Origin of the sequence: Micromonospora sp. NPDC005305 (genome assembly GCF_040607315.1) — a bacterium.
Lineage (GTDB): Bacteria > Actinomycetota > Actinomycetes > Mycobacteriales > Micromonosporaceae > Micromonospora.
Genome location: NZ_JBEXGL010000006.1, coordinates 130,651 through 151,024, shown reverse-complemented (window position 1 = coordinate 151,024; position 20,374 = coordinate 130,651). Strand labels below are relative to the sequence as shown.

At 75.6% G+C, this 20,374-nt stretch carries 21 protein-coding genes and 3 tRNA genes; 12 read left to right on the top strand and 12 right to left on the bottom strand.

The window, feature by feature from the left end:
* The first annotated feature begins 51 nt into the window (after positions 1-51).
* On the top strand, positions 52-1,023 hold the full coding sequence (locus ABZS80_RS12815) for a DUF5937 family protein (protein WP_355055858.1): 972 nt from the start codon (positions 52-54) through the stop codon (positions 1,021-1,023).
* Positions 1,024-1,074: 51 nt separating this feature from the next.
* On the opposite strand, the gene ABZS80_RS12810 is transcribed toward ABZS80_RS12815, so the two are convergent.
* From ABZS80_RS12810 to ABZS80_RS12800, 3 genes are all read right to left on the bottom strand, one after another.
* Positions 1,075-1,149 (bottom strand) — tRNA-Val (locus ABZS80_RS12810).
* A gap of 13 nt (positions 1,150-1,162) precedes the next feature.
* Positions 1,163-1,233: transfer RNA gene (locus tag ABZS80_RS12805), tRNA-Cys, on the bottom strand.
* 34 nt (positions 1,234-1,267) lie between these two features.
* A tRNA-Gly gene (locus ABZS80_RS12800) sits at positions 1,268-1,340 on the bottom strand.
* Positions 1,341-1,613: 273 nt separating this feature from the next.
* On the opposite strand from ABZS80_RS12800, the gene ABZS80_RS12795 reads away from it, so the two are divergent.
* Positions 1,614-2,216, top strand: a complete 603-nt coding sequence (locus ABZS80_RS12795; protein ID WP_151462959.1) for a TetR/AcrR family transcriptional regulator — start codon at positions 1,614-1,616, stop codon at positions 2,214-2,216.
* Here ABZS80_RS12795 and ABZS80_RS12790 read toward each other — a convergent pair.
* On the bottom strand, positions 2,204-3,373 hold the full coding sequence (locus ABZS80_RS12790) for an alkane 1-monooxygenase (protein WP_355055857.1): 1,170 nt from the start codon (positions 3,371-3,373) through the stop codon (positions 2,204-2,206). The two genes, ABZS80_RS12795 and ABZS80_RS12790, sit on opposite strands and share 13 nt — an antisense overlap.
* A gap of 85 nt (positions 3,374-3,458) precedes the next feature.
* A complete protein-coding gene (locus tag ABZS80_RS12785; protein ID WP_355055856.1) occupies positions 3,459-4,274 on the bottom strand; it encodes a hypothetical protein in 816 nt (271 codons plus the stop codon).
* 196 nt (positions 4,275-4,470) lie between these two features.
* On the opposite strand from ABZS80_RS12785, the gene ABZS80_RS12780 reads away from it, so the two are divergent.
* From ABZS80_RS12780 to ABZS80_RS12765, 4 genes are all read left to right on the top strand, one after another.
* Positions 4,471-5,139: a 50S ribosomal protein L11 methyltransferase gene (locus ABZS80_RS12780; RefSeq protein ID WP_151462962.1), complete on the top strand. Its 669-nt coding sequence runs from the start codon at positions 4,471-4,473 to the stop codon at positions 5,137-5,139.
* Positions 5,140-5,148: 9 nt separating this feature from the next.
* Positions 5,149-6,312 (top strand): cytochrome P450, encoded by a 1,164-nt coding sequence (locus ABZS80_RS12775; protein ID WP_355055855.1) that lies wholly within the window; start codon positions 5,149-5,151, stop codon positions 6,310-6,312.
* A gap of 69 nt (positions 6,313-6,381) precedes the next feature.
* A complete protein-coding gene (locus ABZS80_RS12770; protein WP_355055854.1) occupies positions 6,382-7,314 on the top strand; it encodes an ATP-binding cassette domain-containing protein in 933 nt (310 codons plus the stop codon).
* The gene (locus ABZS80_RS12765; RefSeq protein WP_355055853.1) at positions 7,311-8,132 is read left to right on the top strand and encodes an ABC transporter permease; all 822 of its coding nucleotides are present in this window, start codon (positions 7,311-7,313) and stop codon (positions 8,130-8,132) included. Before ABZS80_RS12770 ends, ABZS80_RS12765 begins: the two co-directional genes overlap by 4 nt.
* Positions 8,133-8,147: 15 nt before the next feature.
* Here ABZS80_RS12765 and ABZS80_RS12760 read toward each other — a convergent pair whose 3' ends face one another.
* The 4 genes from ABZS80_RS12760 to ABZS80_RS12745 are packed head-to-tail and all read right to left on the bottom strand — an operon-like array spanning position 8,148 to position 12,479.
* Complete coding sequence (locus ABZS80_RS12760) at positions 8,148-8,825, bottom strand: response regulator transcription factor (protein ID WP_355055852.1); 678 nt, start codon at positions 8,823-8,825, stop codon at positions 8,148-8,150.
* The gene (locus tag ABZS80_RS12755; RefSeq protein WP_355055851.1) at positions 8,822-10,498 is read right to left on the bottom strand and encodes a histidine kinase; all 1,677 of its coding nucleotides are present in this window, start codon (positions 10,496-10,498) and stop codon (positions 8,822-8,824) included. The genes ABZS80_RS12760 and ABZS80_RS12755 overlap by 4 nt, the downstream gene beginning before the upstream one ends.
* Positions 10,499-10,552: 54 nt before the next feature.
* A complete protein-coding gene (gene bioD / locus ABZS80_RS12750; RefSeq protein WP_355055850.1) occupies positions 10,553-11,287 on the bottom strand; it encodes a dethiobiotin synthase in 735 nt (244 codons plus the stop codon).
* Between the two features lie 55 nt (positions 11,288-11,342).
* Entirely contained in the window at positions 11,343-12,479 is a 1,137-nt protein-coding gene (locus ABZS80_RS12745; RefSeq protein WP_355055849.1) for an 8-amino-7-oxononanoate synthase, read from the bottom strand.
* A 167-nt stretch (positions 12,480-12,646) separates the two neighbouring features.
* Here ABZS80_RS12745 and bioB point away from each other — a divergent pair, with 167 nt between their 5' ends.
* From bioB to ABZS80_RS12730, 3 genes are read left to right on the top strand one after another with little or no spacing between them, the layout of a single operon-like run.
* Positions 12,647-13,642 (top strand): biotin synthase BioB, encoded by a 996-nt coding sequence (gene bioB, locus ABZS80_RS12740; protein ID WP_151462977.1) that lies wholly within the window; start codon positions 12,647-12,649, stop codon positions 13,640-13,642.
* Positions 13,643-13,649: 7 nt separating this feature from the next.
* Positions 13,650-13,934, top strand: coding sequence for a hypothetical protein (locus tag ABZS80_RS12735; RefSeq protein WP_355056046.1), 285 nt, complete (start codon positions 13,650-13,652; stop codon positions 13,932-13,934).
* Between the two features lie 2 nt (positions 13,935-13,936).
* Positions 13,937-14,443: a GNAT family protein gene (locus tag ABZS80_RS12730; protein ID WP_355055848.1), complete on the top strand. Its 507-nt coding sequence runs from the start codon at positions 13,937-13,939 to the stop codon at positions 14,441-14,443.
* Between the two features lie 34 nt (positions 14,444-14,477).
* Here the strand turns inward: ABZS80_RS12730 and ABZS80_RS12725 are convergent, their stop codons facing one another.
* Positions 14,478-14,993, bottom strand: coding sequence for a DUF488 domain-containing protein (locus ABZS80_RS12725; RefSeq protein ID WP_355055847.1), 516 nt, complete (start codon positions 14,991-14,993; stop codon positions 14,478-14,480).
* Positions 14,994-15,077: 84 nt separating this feature from the next.
* Positions 15,078-15,788: a cellulose binding domain-containing protein gene (locus tag ABZS80_RS12720; protein WP_355055846.1), complete on the bottom strand. Its 711-nt coding sequence runs from the start codon at positions 15,786-15,788 to the stop codon at positions 15,078-15,080.
* A 98-nt stretch (positions 15,789-15,886) separates the two neighbouring features.
* On the opposite strand from ABZS80_RS12720, the gene ABZS80_RS12715 reads away from it, so the two are divergent.
* The 3 genes from ABZS80_RS12715 to ABZS80_RS12705 all read left to right on the top strand — a co-directional run bounded on the left by ABZS80_RS12715 (position 15,887) and on the right by ABZS80_RS12705 (position 19,105).
* Positions 15,887-16,654 carry an LPXTG cell wall anchor domain-containing protein gene (locus ABZS80_RS12715; protein ID WP_355055845.1) on the top strand — a complete coding sequence of 256 codons (768 nt, stop codon included), beginning with the start codon at positions 15,887-15,889 and terminating at the stop codon, positions 16,652-16,654.
* Positions 16,655-16,747: 93 nt separating this feature from the next.
* Positions 16,748-17,272 carry an isochorismatase family protein gene (locus tag ABZS80_RS12710; RefSeq protein WP_355055844.1) on the top strand — a complete coding sequence of 175 codons (525 nt, stop codon included), beginning with the start codon at positions 16,748-16,750 and terminating at the stop codon, positions 17,270-17,272.
* Positions 17,273-17,539: 267 nt separating this feature from the next.
* Positions 17,540-19,105, top strand: a complete 1,566-nt coding sequence (locus ABZS80_RS12705) for an aldehyde dehydrogenase family protein (protein ID WP_355055843.1) — start codon at positions 17,540-17,542, stop codon at positions 19,103-19,105.
* A 183-nt stretch (positions 19,106-19,288) separates the two neighbouring features.
* Here the strand turns inward: ABZS80_RS12705 and ABZS80_RS12700 are convergent, their stop codons facing one another.
* Entirely contained in the window at positions 19,289-20,374 is a 1,086-nt protein-coding gene (locus ABZS80_RS12700) for a GNAT family N-acetyltransferase (RefSeq protein WP_355055842.1), read from the bottom strand.

The window sequence follows — 20,374 nt, the reverse complement described above, 5'->3', positions numbered from 1 at the left end:
GGCGCCGGCGGCCGTAATGTTTCAGCCCTGGCTGAAACGACGGGGGACGGCGTGGTCGCGATCGGGCTGTCGGCGGGCGGCGTGGCACGGGTCCGCTTCGCGCTGTCCTGTCTCTGGGAGGTGATGGCCGGCGTCCGGGTGCTCCGCGACCCGGGCCGGCACGCGCTCCACCTGCCCTGGGTCAACCGGGTCCGGCCGCGGCTGGCCGAGGCGGGGCTGCTCGACGGCCTGCTCGGGCACCTGGTCCCGCCCGCGCCGGGCTACCTGCCCGACTTCCTCACCCCGCCGCCGGCCGGCCTCACGCCGGACCTGGACCAGGAGCTGGCCGCGCTCCGCGCCACCCCGGCCGACACGGTCCGCGTCCAGCTCGACCTGTGCCCCGGGCCGCGGCCGGCGGCGGTGGCCGCCCTGTACGCCGACCCGGAGGCCGGGCTGCGCCGGCTCGCCGACGAGATCGCGGCGTACTGGCGGGTGGCCGTGGCCCGCGACTGGCCCCGGATCCGGGCGGTGCTCGACGCCGAGGTGTTCCACCGGGCCCGCCGGCTGGCCGAGGACGGCGCGGCGGGGCTCCTCAACGACCTGCACGAGCGGGTCCGCTGGGAGGGCGACGCCCTGCTGATCAGCCAGCGCCACTGCGCCGCCCCGGACGTGCCGGACGGCCGCGGGCTGGTGCTGGTGCCCTCGGTGTTCGTCTGGCCGTCGGTGCTCAGCATCGCGGCCGGCGACGTCCCGCAGCTGGCCTACCCGGCGCGGGGGATCGGCGGGCTGTGGGAGTGCCCGGCGGAGGCCCCGGACGCGCTGGGCGCGGTGCTCGGGCGGGGTCGGGCGCGGCTGCTCGCCGCGCTGGACGCGCCGCGCTCGACCACCGAGCTGGCCCGGCGCACCGGGCTGTCCCCGGCCGGGGTGTCGCAGCATCTCACCGCGCTGCGGGCGGCCGGCCTGGTGGTGACGCACCGGCAGGGCCGGTCGCAGCTGAGCAGCCGGACGGTCGTGGCCGAGGCGCTGCTCGGCGCGTCGGCGTGACGGGATGGGTAACGCAAGAGGCCGTGTCGATGATCGACACGGCCTCTGTGCTGGTGGGCGATACTGGGTTTGAACCAGTGACCTCTTCCGTGTCAAGGAAGCGCGCTCCCACTGCGCCAATCGCCCTCGTCAACTGCCGAGGTGGAGACGGGATTTGAACCCGTGTACACGGCTTTGCAGGCCGTTGCCTCGCCTCTCGGCCACTCCACCGAGGTTGCCCCCGACATGCGTGGCGGCATCTCCGAGCGGACGACGGGATTCGAACCCGCGACCCTCACCTTGGCAAGGTGATGCGCTACCAGCTGCGCTACGTCCGCGTGCCCCCGGTGTTATCCGGTGACGGATGAGAACTTTAGCCGAGCCCGGGAACGGTTGCCAAATCGGGTCCCGTTTCCGGGCGCGTCCGGGTGACGGGGTTTGCGGCGCCTGAAGCTTCCTAGGAGCCTGGGCGGAAATCGATCAACGGTCCGGGCAGGGCGGGGACCTGCGGATTGTCACCCCGGACGCACTGTCCGGGATCCGACTGTCGTGCGCTCGACCGGCCGCTTCGGTAACTCCTCGTGGTCACTCGGATGGGCTACGGTAACGGCGTGACGAGACGTGCCGCCGAGATCCGCCTGGACGCGCTGCTGCGCACGGCCTGTGAGGTGATCGCGGAACGGGGACTCGCCAACACCCGCACGGCCGACGTGGCCGAGGCCGCCGGGGTGAGCCAGGCCCTGGTCTTCTACCACTTCGCCACCAAGGACCGGCTGCTCGCGCAGGCGTTCGCCTACGCCGTCGAGCAGGATCTGAACCGGCTCGACACGGTGATCCGCTCCAGCGCCCCGCCGCTGGCCAAGCTGCGCCGGATGCTCCGCCTCTACGCCCCGACCGGCCGGTCGACCTCCTGGTCGATGTGGATCGACGGGTGGGCCGAGTCGCTGCGCACCCCGGAGCTGGAGAAACTGTCCCGCCGGCTGGACCTGCGGTGGCGGCGGGACCTCGCCGCGGTGATCGCCGACGGGGTGGCCGACGGCACCTTCGACTGCCCCGACCCGGCCGGCGCGGCGTGGCGGATCAGCGCGGTCATGGACGGCCTCGCCGTGCAGCTCGCGGTGCACGAGCGGGTGATCACCCGCCGGCAGATCGCCGAGTGGGTCCGCCTCGTCGCCGCCCGCGAGCTGGGCCTGGAACCGGCTCAACTGGATTGAACCTGCCGGGCGCGGGCGGCACCGCGCCGCCGCAGCCCGGCCCGGGCCGGCGGGTGCACGTTGGCCAGCTCCAGGTCACCGCCGTAGTGGGCGAGCACCCGGTGGTCCATCACCCGCCGCCAGACCGGCGGCAGCAGCGCGGCGACCACCATGGTGGCGTAGCCCGCGGGCAGCTGCGGTGAGGCGTCGAAGCTGCGCAGCGTCTGGTAGCGGCGCAGCGGGTTGGCGTGGTGGTCGCTGTGCCGCTGGAGCTGGAAGAGGAAGACGTTGGTGACCGTCCGGTCGCTGTTCCAGCTGTGGCGTGGGTCGACCTTCTCGTAGCGGCCGGCGGCCGTCCGCTGCCGGGCCAGCCCGTAGTGCTCCAGGTAGTTGACCACCTCCAGCAGCGAGAAGCCGACCACCGCCTGGAGCGCCAGGAAGACCAGCACCCCGGGACCGAAGGCGACGGCCAGCACGGCGTAGAGCAGCACCGTCATGGCCCAGGCGTTCAGCACGTCGTTGCGCCAGGTCCACGGGCTGCGGCCCCGGAGGCGCAGGCGGCTGCTCTCCAGCCGCCAGGCCGAGCGCAGGCTGCCCCAGACCGTACGCGGCCAGAACGCCCAGAACGTCTCGCCCAGGCGGGAGCTGGCCGGGTCCTCGGGGGTGGCCACCCGGGTGTGGTGCCCCCGGTTGTGCTCGACGTGGAAGTGCCCGTACCCGGCGGGCGCGAGGGCGATCCGGGACAGCCAGCGTTCCGCCGCCTCCCGCTTGTGGCCCAGCTCGTGGGCCGTGTTGATGGCGATGCCGTCGACCACCCCGATGGTGGCGACCAGGCCGGCCGCGGCCGGCCAGGAGAGCCCGCCGTGGGTCCACACGGCACAGCAGAGCACGAGGGCGGCGTACTGGGCCGGCAGGTAGAGGTAGGTGAGCCAGCGGTAGTAGCCGTCGGCCTGGAGCGCCGGCACCAGCTCCTCCGGCGGGTTCTCCCGGTCGTCGCCGATGAGCAGGTCGATCACCGGGATGACGCCGAAGACGACCGCCGGGGTGAGCCACCAGGCCCAGCCGGCGCCGGTCGCGTGCCAGAGCGACCAGCCGAGGAAGGGCAGCGCGGGGACGAGCAGGGCGAGCGGCCAGAGCGGCTTGCGGGTGTCCCGCCAGGGGACGGTGTCGGTGCCCATCGTCAGCCTCCGATCCGTGAACTCCTGCCCAGACTGTGGCAGCCGGCACGGCGGTTTACAAGAGGCTGATTTTTGTAAAGTGCGGTCACCAGCCCCCGCGGGCGGGCCGTTCGAACTCCCGCACCTGGCGGGCGGGGCGCAGCAGGCGCCGCATCCGCAGCAGCAGCCCCGCGCCGAGGAACACCAGCAGCCCGCCGAGGACGAAGGCCACCTGGACCACGCCGAAGCCGCCCGAGGTGGCGACCGGCCGGCCCGCCGCGCCCGGCGGCGGGGGCTCGACCACCCCCGCCTCACTCGACGGCTCCTCCGCCACCGGCTCCTCGGTGGCCGGGTCCGTCGGCTCGGCGCTGCGCTCCGTGGGCTCCGGCGTCGCCTCGGTCGGCGCGGCCGCCGCCTCCTCCCCCACCACCCGGCGGTCGGCGGTCTGCCGGGCCAGCAGGCGCAACCCCTGGTCGTACGCCTCGGCGGCGAAGCTCACCCGCCCCCGGGCCACGTCCTCCGCGAAGGCCACCCGGTAGCGGGCCGTGACCGTGCGGCCCGGGCAGAGCACGCCCGGGTCCAGGTCGCGGTCGGTCAGCCGGGCGGTGTCCCCCTCGGTCCGGACCTCCAGCGGGAAGGATCCGTCGTCCTCCACCCGGTCCACCTTGACCTGGTCCAACCGCAGGCCCTGGACCCGCAGCAGCATCGACCAGCGCACCTTGACGCAACCGCCCCCGTCCGTGCGGGACACCACGGCGGAGAGGGTCTCCACCCGGTCGCCGGCGGTGAACTGGTCCGGCAGCCCGCTCAGCTCGGTCGAGAAGACTGCCGCCGCCCCGGCCGGCACGGCCCCGCCGAGCCCGGCCCCGGCCAGGCAGGTCAGCACCACCCCGATCCGCAGCGCGTACCGCCACCCGCTCACCACCGTCTCCTCCCGTCGGCCGCGTCCACCCGGAAACGCTATGAGCGCGGACGGGGCGCCGGTAGACGGGCGTGTTCGCACGGACCGCCAAGACCGGGGCCTCTTCTCACCGAGCGTGGTGAACCGGTCACGCCCCCGCCGCGACACGCCCGGGATCGCCCGCCGGCCGCCTCCGGGCGTACGACAGAATCACCCGGTGTCCGATCTGTCCGCGGCCTTCGTCCGGCTGCACGCCCGGCTCACCCCGGTCGCCTTCGTCCCCGAGGTGCGGCTGCACCAGGCCGACGAGCCGATCGGTCTCTGGGAGCTGACCGAGGGCGAGTTCCACAGCGCCCAACCGCCGCCGTTCTGGGCGTTCGCCTGGGCCGGTGGCCAGGCCCTCGCCCGCTACGTCACCGACCACCCCGAGCTGGTCGCCGGCCGCCGGGTCCTCGACCTGGCCTCCGGCTCCGGCCTGGTCGCCATCGCCGCCGCCCGGTGCGGCGCGGCCGCCGTCCGGGCCGTCGAGGTGGACGAGCGGGCCGTCGCGGCCGTCGCGCTCAACGCCGAGGCCAACGGGGTACGCGTCGACGCCGAACTCGGCGACATCCTGGACGGCGACGCCGGCGACGCCGAGGTGGTGCTGGCCGGGGACGTGTTCTACAGCGAGGCGATGGCCCGCCGGGTGCTGCGCTTCCTGCTCCGGGCGGCCCGGTCCGGGGCCCGGGTGCTGGTCGGCGACCCCGGCCGGGCCTTCCTGCCCCGCGAGCGCTTCCACGAGCTGGCCGCCTACGAGGTGCCGGTGCCGGAGGCGCTGGAGAGCGTACGGGTGAAGAACACCACCGTGTGGGAGCTGGACCCGGCTCCGCCGGGAGCCGCCCGCTAGCGTGACGCCGTGCTGTTCCGGGGCTGGGGCGAGTCCGTCGACGGGCCGTGGCCCGACGCGGCCACCGTGGTCGACCACGTCGGCGTGCCGCACCTCGTGGTGACCCGGCACGCGCTGGTCCGGCGGCTGCTCACCGACCCGGCGACGTTCCGGCCGGACAACGCCCTCGACGCGGTGACCCCGATCCCGGTGGCCGCGCTGCGGGTGCTCGCCGGGCACCGGTTCCGGCTGCCGCCGACGCTCGCGAACAACGCGGCGGCCAGCCACCCGGAGATCCGCGCGATCGTCGCCGACGCCCTGCACCCGGACCGGGTGGCCGCGCAGCAGCCCTGGCTGACCAACCTCGTGCGGGAGCGGGTGACCCGCCTCGCCGCCACCCTCGCCGCGGGCGAGCCCGTCGACCTGTACACCGAACTCGCCGCCGACCTGCCGCTGCTGGTGCTGGCCCGGCTGGTCGAGCTGCCGGACGCCCCGGTGGGCGCGGTCAAGGACTTCGCGCGGGCCGCCCTGGAGCTGTTCTGGGCGCCGCTCGACTCCGCGCGTCAGCTCGCCCTCGCCGCCGAGGTGGGCCGGTTCCACACCGTGCTGCGCGCGTTCGCCGCCACCGGGGGCGGGCTGGCCGCCCGGCTGCGCGCCGCCGGGCACTCCCCCGACGTGGTGGTCGGCGCGCTCTTCTTCCTGCTGGTCGCCGGCCAGGAGACCACCTCCCAGTTCCTCACCCTGCTGCTGCACCGGCTGGCCGGCGAACCGGCGGTGCGGGCCGGCCTGCGCGCGGGCGAGGTCACGGTGGCCGACGTGGTCGAGGAGGGGCTGCGGCTGGAACCGCCGATCGTGACCTGGCGGCGGGTGGCCGCCGTGGACACCAGCCTGGGCGAGGTGGCCGCGGCGGCGGGCACCAGCATCGTCGCCTGGCTGGCCCGGGCCGGCCGGGACCCGGCCGTGGTGGCCGCGCCCGACGAGTTCCGGCCGGGGCAGCGCGGCTCCCGCCGGCACCTGGCCTTCGGGGCCGGCCCGCACCGGTGCGTCGGGGCGCAGCTGGCCCGGATGGAGGCGGCCGTGGTGGTGGCCGAGGCCGCGCCGCTGCTCGACGGCGTGACGGTGGTCCGGCCGCCGTGGTGCCCGGACAACCTCACCTTCCGGATGCCCGACGCGTTCGTGGTCCGCCGGACCTGACGAAAGTCAGGGTGGAGCGCTGCCGTTCGGTGGCGGCGCGCCACCCACCCCGCTGCCTACCGTCAACGCATGATCACAATTCGTGCGTTGACGAAACGGTTCGGCGCGGCCACCGCGGTCGACGACCTGACCGTCGACATCGGACCGGGGCAGGTGACCGGCTTCCTCGGCCCGAACGGCGCGGGCAAGTCCACCACCATGCGGATGGTGCTCGGGCTGGACCGGCCAACCGCCGGGCAGGCCCTGGTGAACGGCCGGCCGTACCGGCAGTTGCGGTACCCGCTCCACGAGGTCGGCGCGCTGCTCGACGCCACCGGCGTGCACCCGGCCCGCTCCGGGCGGGCGCACCTGCGGGCGATGGCCCGCAGCAACGGCATCCCGGCCCGCCGGGTGGACGAGGTGCTCGACCTGGTCGGGCTGGACGAGCGGGCCGCCGGCAAGCCGGGACGCGCGCTGTCGCTGGGCATGGGCCAGCGGCTCGGCATCGCCGGGGCGCTGCTCGGCGACCCGCCGGTGCTGCTGCTCGACGAGCCGGTGAACGGGCTCGACCCGGACGGGGTGCGGTGGATCCGCCGGTTCACCCGGGGCCTCGCCGACGAGGGACGGACCGTCCTCATCTCCAGCCACCTCATGAGCGAGATGCAGCAGACCGCCGACCGGGTGGTGGTGCTCGGCCGGGGCCGGCTCGTCGCCGACGCGCCGCTCGCCGACCTGATCGGCGCCCGCCCGGCCAGCTCGGTCCGGGTACGCGGACCCGAGCCGGCCGGCCTCGCGACGCTGGGGGCGCGGCTGGCCGCCGACGGGGCGGCGGTCAGCCCGGACGAGGGCGGGCTGACCGTCACCGGCGTCACGGCCGGCCGGGTCGGTGACCTCGCGTACGAGCTGGGGGTGCGGCTGCACGAGCTGACCCCGGTGGCCGCCTCGCTGGAGGAGGCGTTCCTGGAACTGACCGCCGGCAGCGTGGAGTACGCGGCCGGCCCGACCGGAGGCGAGACCCGATGACCGCCCTGCCCACCGTCACCCCGACCCGGGCGGTGTCCCGGCCCGCCCCGACCAGCGGCCCGTTCACCGGGGCGGTGGCCGCCGAGTGGACCAAGCTCTGGTCGGTCCGCTCCACCTGGTGGTCGCTGCTGGCCGCCGTGGTGACCATGTCGGCCACCGCCGGCCAGCTCGCCATCTACGCGGTGAACGCGAACACTGACGACGACCCGACCGTGAACCCCGGGATCGTCGACGTCGGCGAGATCGTCGCGGGCGCGCTCGAACTCACCCAGTACGTCGTGCTGGCCCTCGGCCTCTTCGCGATCACCAGCGAGTACGCCACCGGCACCATCCGGACGACCCTGCGCTGCACCCCGTCCCGGGGGCGGGTGCTGGCGGCCAAGGCGGCGGTCGTCGGCGCCGTGACGTTCCTGACCGGGCTGCTCGTCGGCGCGGTCGGCGCGGCGGTCGCCCGGCCGGTGCTCGGTGAGTGGGGCCGGGCCCCGCTCGGCGGGACCGTGGCCGACGTGGTCGCCTCGGCCGCGTACCTCGCGCTCCTGGGCGTGCTGGCGCTCGGGCTGGCGGCGGCGCTGCGTGGCGCGGTGCTCACCCTGACCGTGCTGTTCGCGCTGCTGATGATCGTGCCGCTGTCGCTCCAGGAGCCGGGGATCGCCGTGCTCACCCGGATCGCCGACGCGTTCCCCGGGGTGGCCGGCAACCACTTCCTCGCCGGGGACACCGAGCCCTACCCGCCGGCGGTCGGCCTGCTGGTGCTCGCCGGCTGGGCCGTCACCGGGCTGGCGCTCGGCCGCTGGGCGCTGCGCCGCCGGGACGCCTGAGCGGGGCGGGGCTGGTCAGCCGGCCGGCGGGACCAGCCCCGCCTCGTACGCGAGGATCGCCGCCTGCACCCGGTTGCGCACGTCCAGCCGGGTGAAGATGCTGGTCAGGTAGCTCTTCACGGTGCCCTCGACGAGGTGCAGCCGGCGGGCGATCTCGGCGTTGGACAGCCCCGCCCCGACCAGGGCGAGCACGTCCCGCTCCCGGTCGGTGAGCCCGGCCAGCCGGTCCCGCGCGTACGGGCCGCGGGCCAGCCGGCCACCGCTGAGCGCGATGACCCGGCGCGCCACCCGCGGCGACAGGTACGCCCCGCCGTCGGCCACCGCCCGCAGGCCGGCGAGCAGTTCCCGGGGGTCGCCGGACTTGAGCAGGAACCCGCTCGCACCGTGACCGAGCGCCCGGGCGATCAGGTCGTCGTCGCCGAACGTGGTGAGCATGACCGCGGCGGTCTCCGGCACCAGCCGCCGGATCTCCGCCGCCGCGGCCAGCCCGTCCTGCCGGGGCATCCGGATGTCCAGCAGCGCCACCCGGGGCCGGTGCGCCCGCACCAGTTCCACGGCCGCGTGGCCGTCGCCCGCCTCGCCGACCACCTCGATGCCCGGGTCGGCGGCCAGGATGGCCCGCACCCCGGCACGCACCATCGCCTCGTCGTCGGCGAGCACCACCCGCAGGGGCCGCCCGTTGTCGTCACTCACCCTGCGATCCGCTCCTTGCTGACCAGCCGGCCGTCGGTGAAGCAGAGCCGCCAGGTCGGCTCCGCGAACGGGAAGTTGCCGTCGGTGTAGAACTCACAGCCCGCGGTGGCGGCCTCGGCCGGCGGGTCGGCCTGCCGGCGGGGCAGCCCGAGGGTGGCCCGCTCCTCGCCGAGACGCAGCCGCTCGAAGCCGGACCGGTCGAGGACCGCGCCCGCCGTGGCGAGCGGGTAGTAGACCAGCGCGAGCACCAGGGCGAAGCCGGCCGGGGCGCCGAACGCCACGAGCAGGCTGCGCCGGGCCCGCCGCCGGGCCTCCCGCAGCCGCCGCGCCGCGTCACCGGCCGGGTCGTCCGGCGCCCGATCCGTCCCGCCGTCCTCCCGGCGGCCGTCGTCCGGCTGATCCGCCGACCCGGCGAGGCCGCCGGAGCGATCGATGCCCGGGCCCGCCGCGGTCGGTGCGGCGCGGTCATCGGGCCGGCCGGCCTCGGCAGCGGCGACGGCGGGCGCAGCCGTCAGCGGCACGTGCGCCGTCACCGCGAAGCCGCCGTTGCGCGGGCCCGCGTCGAGCACGCCCCCGGCCAGGCGGACCCGCTCGCGCAGGGCGAGCAGCCCCGAACCGTGCGACGCCGGGCCCGGCAGCGGCCCGGCCGGCGCCCGTCCGTTGACGACCGATACCGCCACCTCCCCGCCCGTCCGCTCGACGGTGACGGTCACCGGGGCGCCGGGGGCGTAGCGGGCGGCGTTGGTCAGCGCCTCGCGCACCACCCGATGCACGGCGTGCGCGACGAGCGGCGGCAGGGCCGCGCCGTCCGGGTCGGCGCTCAGCTCGACCGCCATGCCGGCGTCGCGGGCGCCGTCCACCAGCTCGACCGCCATGCCGGCGTCGCGGGCGCCGTTCACCAGCTCGGCCACCGTCTCGCCGGCCGGCCGCAGCGAGCCGGAGCGCTCCTCCCGGAGCACGCCGATGATGTCGTGCAGCCGCTCGGTGGCGGCGGACACGCTGGCCCGCAGCTCCCCGGCCGCGTCCCGGTGGGCGGGCGGCAGGTCGGCGGCCAGTTCCAGCGCGGCGGCGCGCAGCGCGATGAGGCTCAGGTCGTGCCCCAGCGAGTCGTGCATGTCCTGGGCGATCCGGGCCCGCTCGCGCAGGCGTACCCGCTCCACGGCGTCCCGCCGCTCCCGCTCCTCGGCCTCGGCGTGCCGCTCCCCCGCCTCGGCGAGCGCCCGCTGCTGCCGGCGCAGCCGGCCGAGCAGCCAGGGGAACACCCCGGCGAACAGCAGCACCGAGGCGAGCAGGAACCAGGTCTCCGGGTTGGTGCCGAGCAGCCCGAGGTTGACCGCGGTGCCGGCGACCGCGATGGCGCCGAAGACGGCCGCCACCCGGCCCGCGCGGGCGCTGCGCCGGCCGGCCAGGTAGCTGAACACCGGGATGCCGAAGACGAAGTTGCCGTCGACCAGCGAGCCGAGCACCACGGCCAGCAGCGCCGCGAGGGGCCACCGGCGGCCGAACGCCACCGCGAGGCCGAGCAGCGCCAGCGAGCCGACCAGCAGCGGCACGGCGTGGCGCGGCCACGGCGGGGTGAGCCCGGCGTACGCCACCGGGGCGGCGACCACGGCCCAGAGCAGCAGGTCACCGGCCCGGCGCCGGACGGGCGGCGGGGTTCGCGGCGGTTCCACGGCGGCCAGGCTACCCACGGGCGGCCGGAGGGGGCACTGACGAAAGTCAGGTCCTCAGCTGATCTCCTCGGCCCAGGCGCGCCAGTCGTCGAGCACCCCGTAGAGAGCCGGGGTGAGCCAGCCCGGCGCGGACCGGCGGAACACGCCCGGGTCCATCCCGCCGGCGCCCATCGGCACCGCGCCCAGCAGGTTCGGCACCAGGTCGGACAGGTTCAGCCAGTGCACCAGCTCCGGTTCGCCCGGCCACGCGCCGATCACCACGCCGGCCGGGATGGCCCGGCGTTCCAGCGCCTCCAGGGTCAGCGCCGTGTGGTTGAGCGTGCCCAGCCCGGCGCGGGCCACCACCACGGCCGGGGCACCCAGCGACACCGCCAGGTCGGCCACCGTCCAGGGCTCGCCCGACGGGCGCAGCCCCATGGGTACGAGCAGCCCGCCGGCCCCCTCGACGAGCACCAGGTCGTGCTTGTCGGCCTCCTCGCGGATGGCGTCGACCGCGGCGTAGAGCTCCAGCGGCTCCAGCTCGGCGACCCGGGCCGCGGCGAGCGGGGCGAGCGGGTCCGGGTAGCTGGCCAGGGTGCGGCCGGTGAGCGGGGCGGCCAGCCGGGTCACCGAGTCGACGTCGCCGGGCTCGCCGGTGGCCGTACCCGTCTGGCCGGGCTTGACGACCGCGACCCGCAGCCCGGCGGCCTGCGCGGCGGCGGCGATCGCCGCGGTCACCACGGTCTTGCCCACCTCGGTGTCCGTGCCGGTCACCAGCACGGGCCCGGTCCAGCCGTTGCCGTTGCTCATGAGCCCTCCTTCGTTCGCGACTGCGGTGCTCGCAAACCCGGCTCACTCCTCGCGCTCACGGCGCACAGTCCACGATCACGTCCAGCGCCCGTGCGAAGTCGGCCCGGTCGACCCCCGCGCTGATGGTCAGCCGGAGCCGGGACCGGCTGTCCGGGGTGGACGGGGGCCGGAAACAGCCCACCGCGACGCCCCCGTCCCGGCAGTCGGCCGCCCAGGCGGTCGCCGCCTCCGGGCCGGGGGCGGTCACCGAGACCACCGCCCCGTCGGGTGCGGACACCTCCAGGCCCGCCACGCCCAGCCGGCGCACCACGAGAGCGGCCCGCTCGGCCAGCTCGGCGCGCAGGCCGTCGCCGGAGCGGGCCAGCCGCACCGCGGCGCGTACCCCGGCCACCACGGCGGGCGGCGGCGCGGTGTCGAAGATGAAGGTGCGGCCGGTCTCCACCAGGTGCCGGACGAACTCGGCCGGCCCGGCCACCACCCCGCCGGCGCCGCCGAGCGCCTTGGACAGGGTCGCCGTCACCACCACATCGGGCTCGCCGGCCAGCCCGGCCGCGGCCACCCCGCCGGCCCCGGCCGGCCCGGTGACGCCGAGCGCGTGCGCGTCGTCGACCAGCAGCAGCGCGCCGTGCCGGCGGGCCACGGCGTGCAGCGCCGCGAGGGGGGCGAGGTCGCCGTCGACGGAGAACACCGACTCGGTCACCACCACCGCCGGGCGGCCCGGGGCGGCGGCCAACGCGGCGGCCACCGCGTCGACGTCGGCGTGCGGGGTGACGACCGTCTCGGCGCCGGAGATCCGGCAGCCGTCGATCAGCGAGGCGTGGTTGTGGGCGTCGGAGACGAGCAGCGTACGCGGCTGCACGAGGCCCCGGACGGCGGCGAGGTTGGCCAGGTAGCCGGAGGAGAAGACCAGCGCCCGGTCGACGCCCAGCCAGCCGGCCAGGTCGTCCTCGAGCGCGTGGTGCAGGTCGGTGGAACCCCGCACCAGCCGCGACCCGGTGGCGCCCAGCCCGTACGCCGACAGCGCCCGACCGGCGGCGGCGGTGACCTCCGGGTGGGCGGCCAGGCCGAGGTAGTCGTTGCCGGCCAGGTCGACCACGGCGTCGCCGGCGGCGCGCGGGCGCAGCGTGCGGGTGAGCCCCGCCTTGGCCCGCAGCTCGGCGCGGCGGTCCAGGGCCGCCAGCCAGTCCGCCACCGTCACGTTCCTTCCCCAGACCCGTCGCCCACCGGGCGCTTCCGCGGGGCGAAGTTACCACCCGGCCGGAGAGCCCCGGCGTGGCGCTGCCCGGCTCGCCGGGCCTGCTCGCGGGGGCCCGACGCGGCCGTTTCCCGGGCTCGGAGCGGCCTTGTAGGGTACGAGCCATGCCAGAGATCCTCGACCAGGCCCGGACCCAGGTGCTGGAGAACGGCGTCGGCCTCGACGAGGCCGGTGTCCTCGCCGTGCTGAACCTGCCCGACGAGCACCTGCCCGCCGCCCTCCAGCTCGCCCACGAGGTGCGGATGCGTTGGTGCGGCCCGGAGGTCGAGGTCGAGGGCATCATCTCGCTGAAGACCGGCGGCTGCCCGGAGGACTGCCACTTCTGCTCGCAGTCCGGCCTGTTCACCTCCCCGGTCCGCTCGGTCTGGCTGGACATCCCGGCGCTGGTCGAGGCGGCGAAGCAGACCGCGGCGACCGGGGCGACCGAGTTCTGCATCGTGGCCGCCGTGCGCGGCCCCGACGCGCGGCTCATGAAGCAGATGCGCGAGGGCGTGGCCGCCATCAAGGCGGAGGTCGACATCCAGGTCGCCGCCTCGCTCGGCATGCTCACCCAGGAGCAGGTCGACGAGCTGGTCGAGATGGGCGTGCACCGCTACAACCACAACCTGGAGACCTGCCGCTCCTACTTCCCGAACGTGGTCACCACGCACTCCTTCGAGGAGCGCTGGGAGACCTTGACGATGGTGCGCGAGTCCGGCATGGAGGTCTGCTGCGGCGGCATCCTGGGCCTGGGCGAGACGGTGGAGCAGCGCGCCGAGTTCGCCGCGCAGCTCGCCGAGCTGGACCCGCACGAGGTGCCGCTGAACTTCCTCAACCCCCGCCCGGGCACCCCCCTGGCGGACCGCCCGGTCGTGGAGGGCAAGGACGCGCTGCGCGCCATCGCCGCGTTCCGGCTGGCCATGCCGCGCACCATCCTCCGCTACGCGGGCGGCCGGGAGCTGACCCTCGGCGACCTGGGCACCCGCGACGGCCTGCTCGGCGGCATCAACGCGGTCATCGTCGGCAACTACCTGACCACGCTCGGTCGGCCGGCGACCGCCGACCTGCAGCTGCTGGACGATCTGAAGATGCCGGTGAAGGCGCTCTCCGCCACCCTGTGAGGACGACGTGACCGAGCTTGTCGAGCCCGCACCGCCGGCCGAACCCGCCGCCGGCCCGCTCCGCCCGCGCGGGGCGGGACAACCGGACGACCGGGGCGAGCCCGCCACGGCCCCGCGCTGGTGCGACCGCTGCGGCGAGTCCGTGGCGGCCGGCCCGCACGAGGCGTGCGCCACGGCCCGGGCGCTGGAGCCGCCGCGCTGGTGCGCGCACTGCCGGCGGCGGATGAAGGTGCAGGTCGCGCCGACCGGCTGGTCGGCGGTCTGCGTCGAGCACGGCGAGATCCGGGGCTGACCGTGCTGCGGGGGCGGGCGGTGACGCTACGGCCGGCGACCGACGCCGACGTCCCGGCCCTCGCGGCCATCCGGGCCACCCCGGAGGTGCGCCGCTGGTGGCGGGGCGGGGACGACCTCGCCGAGTCGGTCCGCGCCGACCTGGCCGACGACGACGTCACCGTCTACGCGATCGAGCACGACGGCCGGCTGGTCGGCGCCATCCAGTGGTACGCGGAGACCGACCCCGACTACCGCCACGCCAGCCTGGACATCTTCCTCGACTCGGCCGCCCGCGGCACCGGCCTCGGCGGGGACGCCATCCGCGTCCTGGTCCGGCACCTCGTCGACGAGTACGGCCACCACCGGTTCACCATCGACCCGGCGGCGGCGAACACGGCGGCCATCCGGGCGTACGCGAAGGTGGGGTTCCGGCCGGTCGGGATCATGCGCCGCTACGAGCGGGGCGCGGACGGCCGCTGGCACGACGCCCTGCTCATGGACCTCCTCGCCGACGAACTCGCCGACTGAGCCCGGCTCCCGGCCGGCGTCCGGCGCCGGTGCGTCAGCCGTTCCAGAGCAGGTGGCCGTCGGGGAGACGGCAGGCGCCCTCGGCGGGGCGGTGCGGGCTGAGCCGGCCGTCGGGCATGAGATGCGCGACCGGCACCCCGCGACCGAGCACCGCCACGTCGGCGATCAGCCGCCGGTGGCAGCGCCACCACACGCTCTCGCTGCACATCACGGCGGTGGTCCGGTGCTCCGCGTCGGCGAGCACCTCGTCCAGCGCCGCGTCGAACTCGGGCGTGCGGGTGTACCCGGCGTAGGCCCGGAAGGCAGCGACGGTCCACCAGGTGTCCGGCTCCGGTTCCCCGGCGCGGACGTGCCGGCGGCCGCCGAGGCGGGGCTCCCACCGGTAGTCGATCCCGCGCTCGGGAAGCCAGCGTTCCAGTTCCTCGCGGCGCACGTCCGGGTTGGTCCGGCTGGCCGGATACCGGCGCACGTCCACGACGAGCGCCACCCCGCCACCGGCCAGCAACTCCCCCAACCGCTCCCGGTCGGCGGCCCCGTGCCCCACCGTCACCAACACTTCCCCAGGTTCCCCCGAATCTTGGCGACTTACCGTTCGTGGCGAACGGTAAGTCGCCAAGATCGCGTTAGCGGAACCTCAGGAGGCGGTGCAGGGGGCGCCGTTCAGGGTGAACGTGGTGGGCTTCGGGTTGGTGCCGGTGTGGGTGCCGTTGAAGCCGAAGCTGGTCGACGCGCCCGGCGCCAGCGCGCCGTTGTAGGAGACGTTCGTCGCGGTCACCGCCGTGCCGCTCTGGGTGAGGTTCGCCGACCAGCCCTGGCCCACCTTCTGCCCGCTGCTCGGGAAGGTGAAGGCGAGCGTCCAACCGTTGACGGTGCTGGTGCCGGTGTTGGTGAGCGTGATGTTCGCGGTGAACCCGGTGTCCCAGCTGCTGCTCGTCCAGGTCACCGCGCAGCCACCCGCGGCCGGCGGGTCCGCGGTGGTGACGGTGAGCGGCGGCGAGGCCGGCGAGACGTTGCCGGCCGCGTCCACCGCGACCACGGTGAAGGTGTACGCGGTGGCGGCGGTCAGGCCGGTGACGGCCAGCGTGGTCCCGGTGGTCGAGCCGACGAGCACGTTCGCGGAGCGGTGGACGCGGTAGCCGGTGACGCCCACGTTGTCGGTGGCCGGGCCCCAGGCGAGGGTGAGTCCGGTCGGGCCGACGGCCGAGGCGGTGGGCGTGCCCGGGGCGGTGGGCGGGGTGCTGTCCGGCGCCGGGGCGGCCGGGGCATCGACGACGCGGAGCGCCGGGAGGCCGTTCGGCGTTACGCCGACACGCCTGGAAAGTGGCCCCGATTTCGGCCTCGACACGAATGTCTTCGCAGCTCAGGTCACTCGTCCGATCTCGACGAAGGCGGATCGACGTGTGATCATGTGGCGTCCCCTCTCCCGATCTCGGAGGATTCCTCATGCCACAGCGTCGGCACGTGGCGCGCGCTGCCCTCACCGCAGCCGCCGCCACGGCCATGCTCGGACTGGTGGCCGCCCCGGCGTGGGCCACCGGCAAGCCGCACAACCCCAAGGGCGACAACGGCACCGTCAAGATCGACGGCACCCCCTTCTCCGACAAGGTCGACAACCAGCCGCACGTCACCTGCGAGTTCGAGCTGGAGTTCTTCAACTTCGACCAGGATCAGAAGGCGACCATCACCCTCTGGGCGCAGCCGCCGTCAGCCAGCCCCAAGGACACGGTCGTCTGGTCGAAGAGCAACGTCGTGATCAGCACCGACCCGGCCTCCGGCGCGGAGAACGACCACGACGAGGTCATCAAGCTCTCCGCGAACGACCTCGACCTGACCGGGCTGAAGCTGCACCCGAAGCAGGGCTACCACCTCAAGCTCGACGTGGACCTGACCGACGGCAAGGCGTTCGACGACAAGCACAAGGTGTTCTGGCTGACGCCGTGCGAGTCGGCAGGAAGCCCCACGCCGATCCCGTCCACCCCGGGCGAGGAGACCCCGGCGCCGGGCGGCTCGGAGAACCCGTCGTCGGGCACCCCGGCACCCGGCACCTCGGCCGGCGGCGGCCAGGGCGGCGGCAGCGGCACCGAGGGCGGCCTGCCGCTCACCGGCGTCGCCGCGACCAGCATCTCGCTCACCGGCCTCGCCCTGATCGGCGGCGGCGTCCTCCTGATGGTGCTGCGGCGCCGCCGGGACCGGATCACCTTCACGAGCTGAGCCGACTCGGGAACCGGCCGTCGGACCCCGGTCCGGCGGCCGGTTCCGTCGTTCGGGACCGCCGCGGCGGCCTCGCGCCGATATGATCTTGAAGTGGACCCTCTCGACCCGACCCGCACCGCCGTCGTCCTGATCGACCTCCAGCGTCGCATCGTGGACCTGCCGACCGCCCCGCACACCGGCTTCGACGTGGTCGCGCGCTGCCTCGCCCTCGCCGGGGCCGCCCGCGCCACCGGGGCAACCGTGGTGGTGGTCCGCGTCGACCGGCCCGGCCCCGATCCGCAGCCGCCGGGGAGCGAACTGCTCCCCGAGGTGGCGCCCCGCGAGGGCGACCTGGCGATCGTCAAGCACAGCTGGGGCGCCTTCCACGAGACCGGGCTGGACGAGGCGCTGCGGGCGCGCGGGGTGGACACCCTCGTGATCGGCGGGATCGCCACCAACTTCGGCGTGGAGCAGACCGCCCGGATCGGCGACGAGATCGGCTACCGGGTGGTGCTGCCGCACGACGCGATGTCCGGGCTGGACGCGTACGCCCACGAGTTCGCGGTCGACTATGTCTTCCGCCGGCTCGGCACCGTCTGCACGACCGAGGAGGCGATCGCGGCGCTGGGCGGTTGAACCGGTCGAGGGAAAGATCCGTACTGACGGGTAACCCGGTCGACGCCGCCCGGAGCTGGATCACATAATCGACTAACTTCTATGCGTTTCCCGCGTACCCCCAGGTCACGCCGCTGGTGGTCGGGCCGCGACGTGTCGCGGTGCCCGGCCGGGCGTCCTGGCATACGAGCGTACGGTTGCCCGCCCGCTCGGCGGCGCGGGACAGTACGCGACACCAGCGGTGCCATCGACGCCGCCGCTCCCCCGGACAACCCTGAGGAGAACGCGATGGCTCTCAGACTCGCCGACGGCACCTCCTGGTCCGACACCCTCGCCCGCGCGGTGGCCGCCACGCCGGAGGCGTTCGGCACCGCGCCCGACGGCATCGCCACCCTGCACAACCTGGTCGAGGGCGGGTGGCGGGCGGTCGGCGCGCCGACCCCGGTGCGCACCCCGGTCGACAACACCGTGCTGGTCAACCTGGCCCGCCTCGACGCCGAGGCGGCACGATCCGCAGTGGCGCACGCCGCCGCCGCGCACCGCGAGTGGGCGCAGACCCCGCTGGCCGAGCGCAAGGCGCGGGTCGACGACGCCCTGGACGCGCTCACCGCCCACCGCGACCTGCTCGCCCTGCTGCTGGTCTGGGAGATCGGCAAGCCGTGGCGGCTGGCCTGCGCCGACGTCGACCGCGCGCTCGACGGCGTCCGCTGGTACGTGCAGGAGATCGACCGGATGCTCGCCGACGGTCGCGAGGCGCTGCCCGGCCCGGTCAGCAACATCGCGTCCTGGAACTACCCGATGAGCGTGCTCGTGCACGCCGAACTGGTGCAGTTGCTCGCCGGCAACGCGGTGATCGCCAAGACCCCGTCCCAGGGTGGGGCGGTCTGCCTCACCGTGGCGCACGCGCTGATGCGCCGCGCCGGGCTGCCCGCCACCCTGCTCTCCGGCAGCGGCGAGGAGCTCTCCGAGGTGCTGGTCCGCGCCCCGGAGATCGGCGCGGTGGCGTTCGTCGGCGGCCGCTCCAACGGCGGCAAGGTGGCCGCGGCGCTGCTCGACTCCGACAAGCGGCACTTCATCGAGCAGGAGGGCCTCAACGCCTGGGGCATCTGGAACTTCTCCCAGTGGGACCTGCTCGCCGCGCACCTGAAGAAGGGCTTCGAGTACGGCAAGCAGCGCTGCACCGCGTACCCGCGGTTCGTGGTCCAGCGCGACCTGGTCGACGAGTTCCTCGACATGTACCTGCCGGTCGTGCGGTCGGTCCGGTTCGGACACCCGCTCGCCGTGGGTGACGACTGGTCGGCCGGCGACCCGCTGCCCGAGCTGGACTTCGGTCCGCTGATCAGCGGGGCCAAGGCCGAGGAGCTGCGCCGCAAGGTCGACGAGGCGGTCCGTGGTGGCGCGGTGCCGCTGCACCGGGGCAAGCTCGACGGCGCGCCGTTCCTCGACGGGCAGGACACCTCGGCGTACGTGGCGCCGGCCGTGCTGCTCGCCCCGCCCGGCCGGTCCCGGCTCATGCACGCCGAGCCGTTCGGCCCGGTGGACACCATCGTCGTGGTGGACACCACCGACGAGCTGCTGGCCCAGATGAACGCGTCCAACGGCGCGCTGGTCGCCTCCCTGGCCTGCGACGACGAGGAGCTGGCCGGCAAGCTCGCGGTCGACCTGCAGGCGTTCAAGGTGGGCATCAACAAGCCCCGCTCCCGCGGCGACCGGGAGGAGCCGTTCGGCGGCCGGGGCGCGTCCTGGAAGGGCGCGTTCGTCGGCGGCGACCTGCTGGTGCAGGCGGTCACCGTGGGCGGCGACGGGCGACTCTACGGCAACTTCCCGGACTACAGCAGCTACCCGGCGACCTGACCGGGGCGGGCCCGGACACGGCAGAGCCCCCGCACCGGGGGCCCTGCCGTGTCACCGTCCCCCGCACCGGAGGTCGGCCCTGGTGGCGCCGGTGATCCGGCGCCGGTGTGCGGTCGCCCGCCGGCCGGCGTCCCGCACCGCGCCGTTGCGGCCCGGGAGGCGTCGCGGCGCGCGACCGTGGGGTCAGGACGACCGGCGCCCCCGCGCGGTCGCGCCGGCCCGCCGGGGCGGCACGACCGGCCGGGGGGCCAGCGGAACCGTCACGGTCAGCACGCTGCCGTCCCGCTGCACCGACGTGGGCCGGTCCAGCCCGTGCACGGTGCGCAGCATCGGGGTGTTCTCGGCCTGCACGTGCAGCAGGACGGCCGCGTAGCCGGCCCGGTCGGCGTGCCCGAGCAGGCGCCGCAGCAGGGCCGAGCCGAGGCCCCGGCGCTGCCAGTCGTCGCGCACGAGCAGCGCCGCCTCCGCCTCGTCGCCCTCGCCGAGCAGGTTGGCCATGGCCACCACCGGTGCGGCCGCCCCGCCGGAGCCGGGCGTGGCGACCAGCGTCAGCCCCCGCGCCGGTTCGAGCAGCCGGCGCAGCCGGGCGGGCGCCGGGTGCCCCGCCCCGCTCAGGTAGCGCCGCTGGCGGCTCCGGTGCGAGCACCCGGCGTGCAGCTCAAGCACGCCCGGGAGGTCCTCGGCGGTGGCCGGCCGGACCGGCACCTCGGCCGCGTCGGGCAGCACGAGGGTGACCCGGTCGGCGTCCCGGCGGGCCACCGTGGCGGCCAGCTCGACCAGGGCCTGGGCGCGGGCGTACTCGGCCGGGGTGAAGCTCGGCTCCCGCCGCCGCAGCTCGTAGGAGCCGCCGGCCGGGTCGGCCAGCAGCATGGTGGTGTCGTCCACCCCGCCCGGTGCGGCGGCCGCCGCCGGGCGCCAGGTCACCGCGTCCGCGCCGAGCAGGACGCGCAGTGTCTCGCCGGCCGCGTCCGGGTCCCGGACCAGCCGGCCGGCCAGGCCGAGCACCCGGGTGGGCTGGTCGGCCAGGCCGCGCGCCTCGCTGCGCGCGACCCAGCAGTTCCGGCCCCGCCCCCGTTCGACGGCCGCCCGCAGGTCGGCCTCGGTGAGCCGGTCGGGCGCGTCGACCAGGAAGTCGTCGACCGCCCCCAGCTCGGTGGTGTGCACCTGCACGGTGAGGATGTTGACCCCACGCAACGCGAGGCTCGCCGTGAGCACCGACAGGTAGCCCGGCCGGTCGTCCACGGTGGCACGGATCCGCCACAGCGCCAT

Excerpts from the sequence above, each read along its gene's own strand:
- ABZS80_RS12790 (WP_355055857.1), bottom strand. The coding sequence starts at position 3,373 with ATGGGCACCGACACCGTCCCCTGGCGGGACACCCGCAAGCCGCTCTGG.
- ABZS80_RS12770 (WP_355055854.1), top strand. The coding sequence starts at position 6,382 with ATGATCACAATTCGTGCGTTGACGAAACGGTTCGGCGCGGCCACCGCG.
- ABZS80_RS12765 (WP_355055853.1), top strand. The coding sequence starts at position 7,311 with ATGACCGCCCTGCCCACCGTCACCCCGACCCGGGCGGTGTCCCGGCCC.
- bioD (WP_355055850.1), bottom strand. The coding sequence starts at position 11,287 with ATGAGCAACGGCAACGGCTGGACCGGGCCCGTGCTGGTGACCGGCACG.
- bioB (WP_151462977.1), top strand. The coding sequence starts at position 12,647 with ATGCCAGAGATCCTCGACCAGGCCCGGACCCAGGTGCTGGAGAACGGC.
- ABZS80_RS12715 (WP_355055845.1), top strand. The coding sequence starts at position 15,887 with ATGCCACAGCGTCGGCACGTGGCGCGCGCTGCCCTCACCGCAGCCGCC.
- ABZS80_RS12705 (WP_355055843.1), top strand. The coding sequence starts at position 17,540 with ATGGCTCTCAGACTCGCCGACGGCACCTCCTGGTCCGACACCCTCGCC.
- ABZS80_RS12700 (WP_355055842.1), bottom strand. The coding sequence starts at position 20,374 with ATGGCGCTGTGGCGGATCCGTGCCACCGTGGACGACCGGCCGGGCTAC.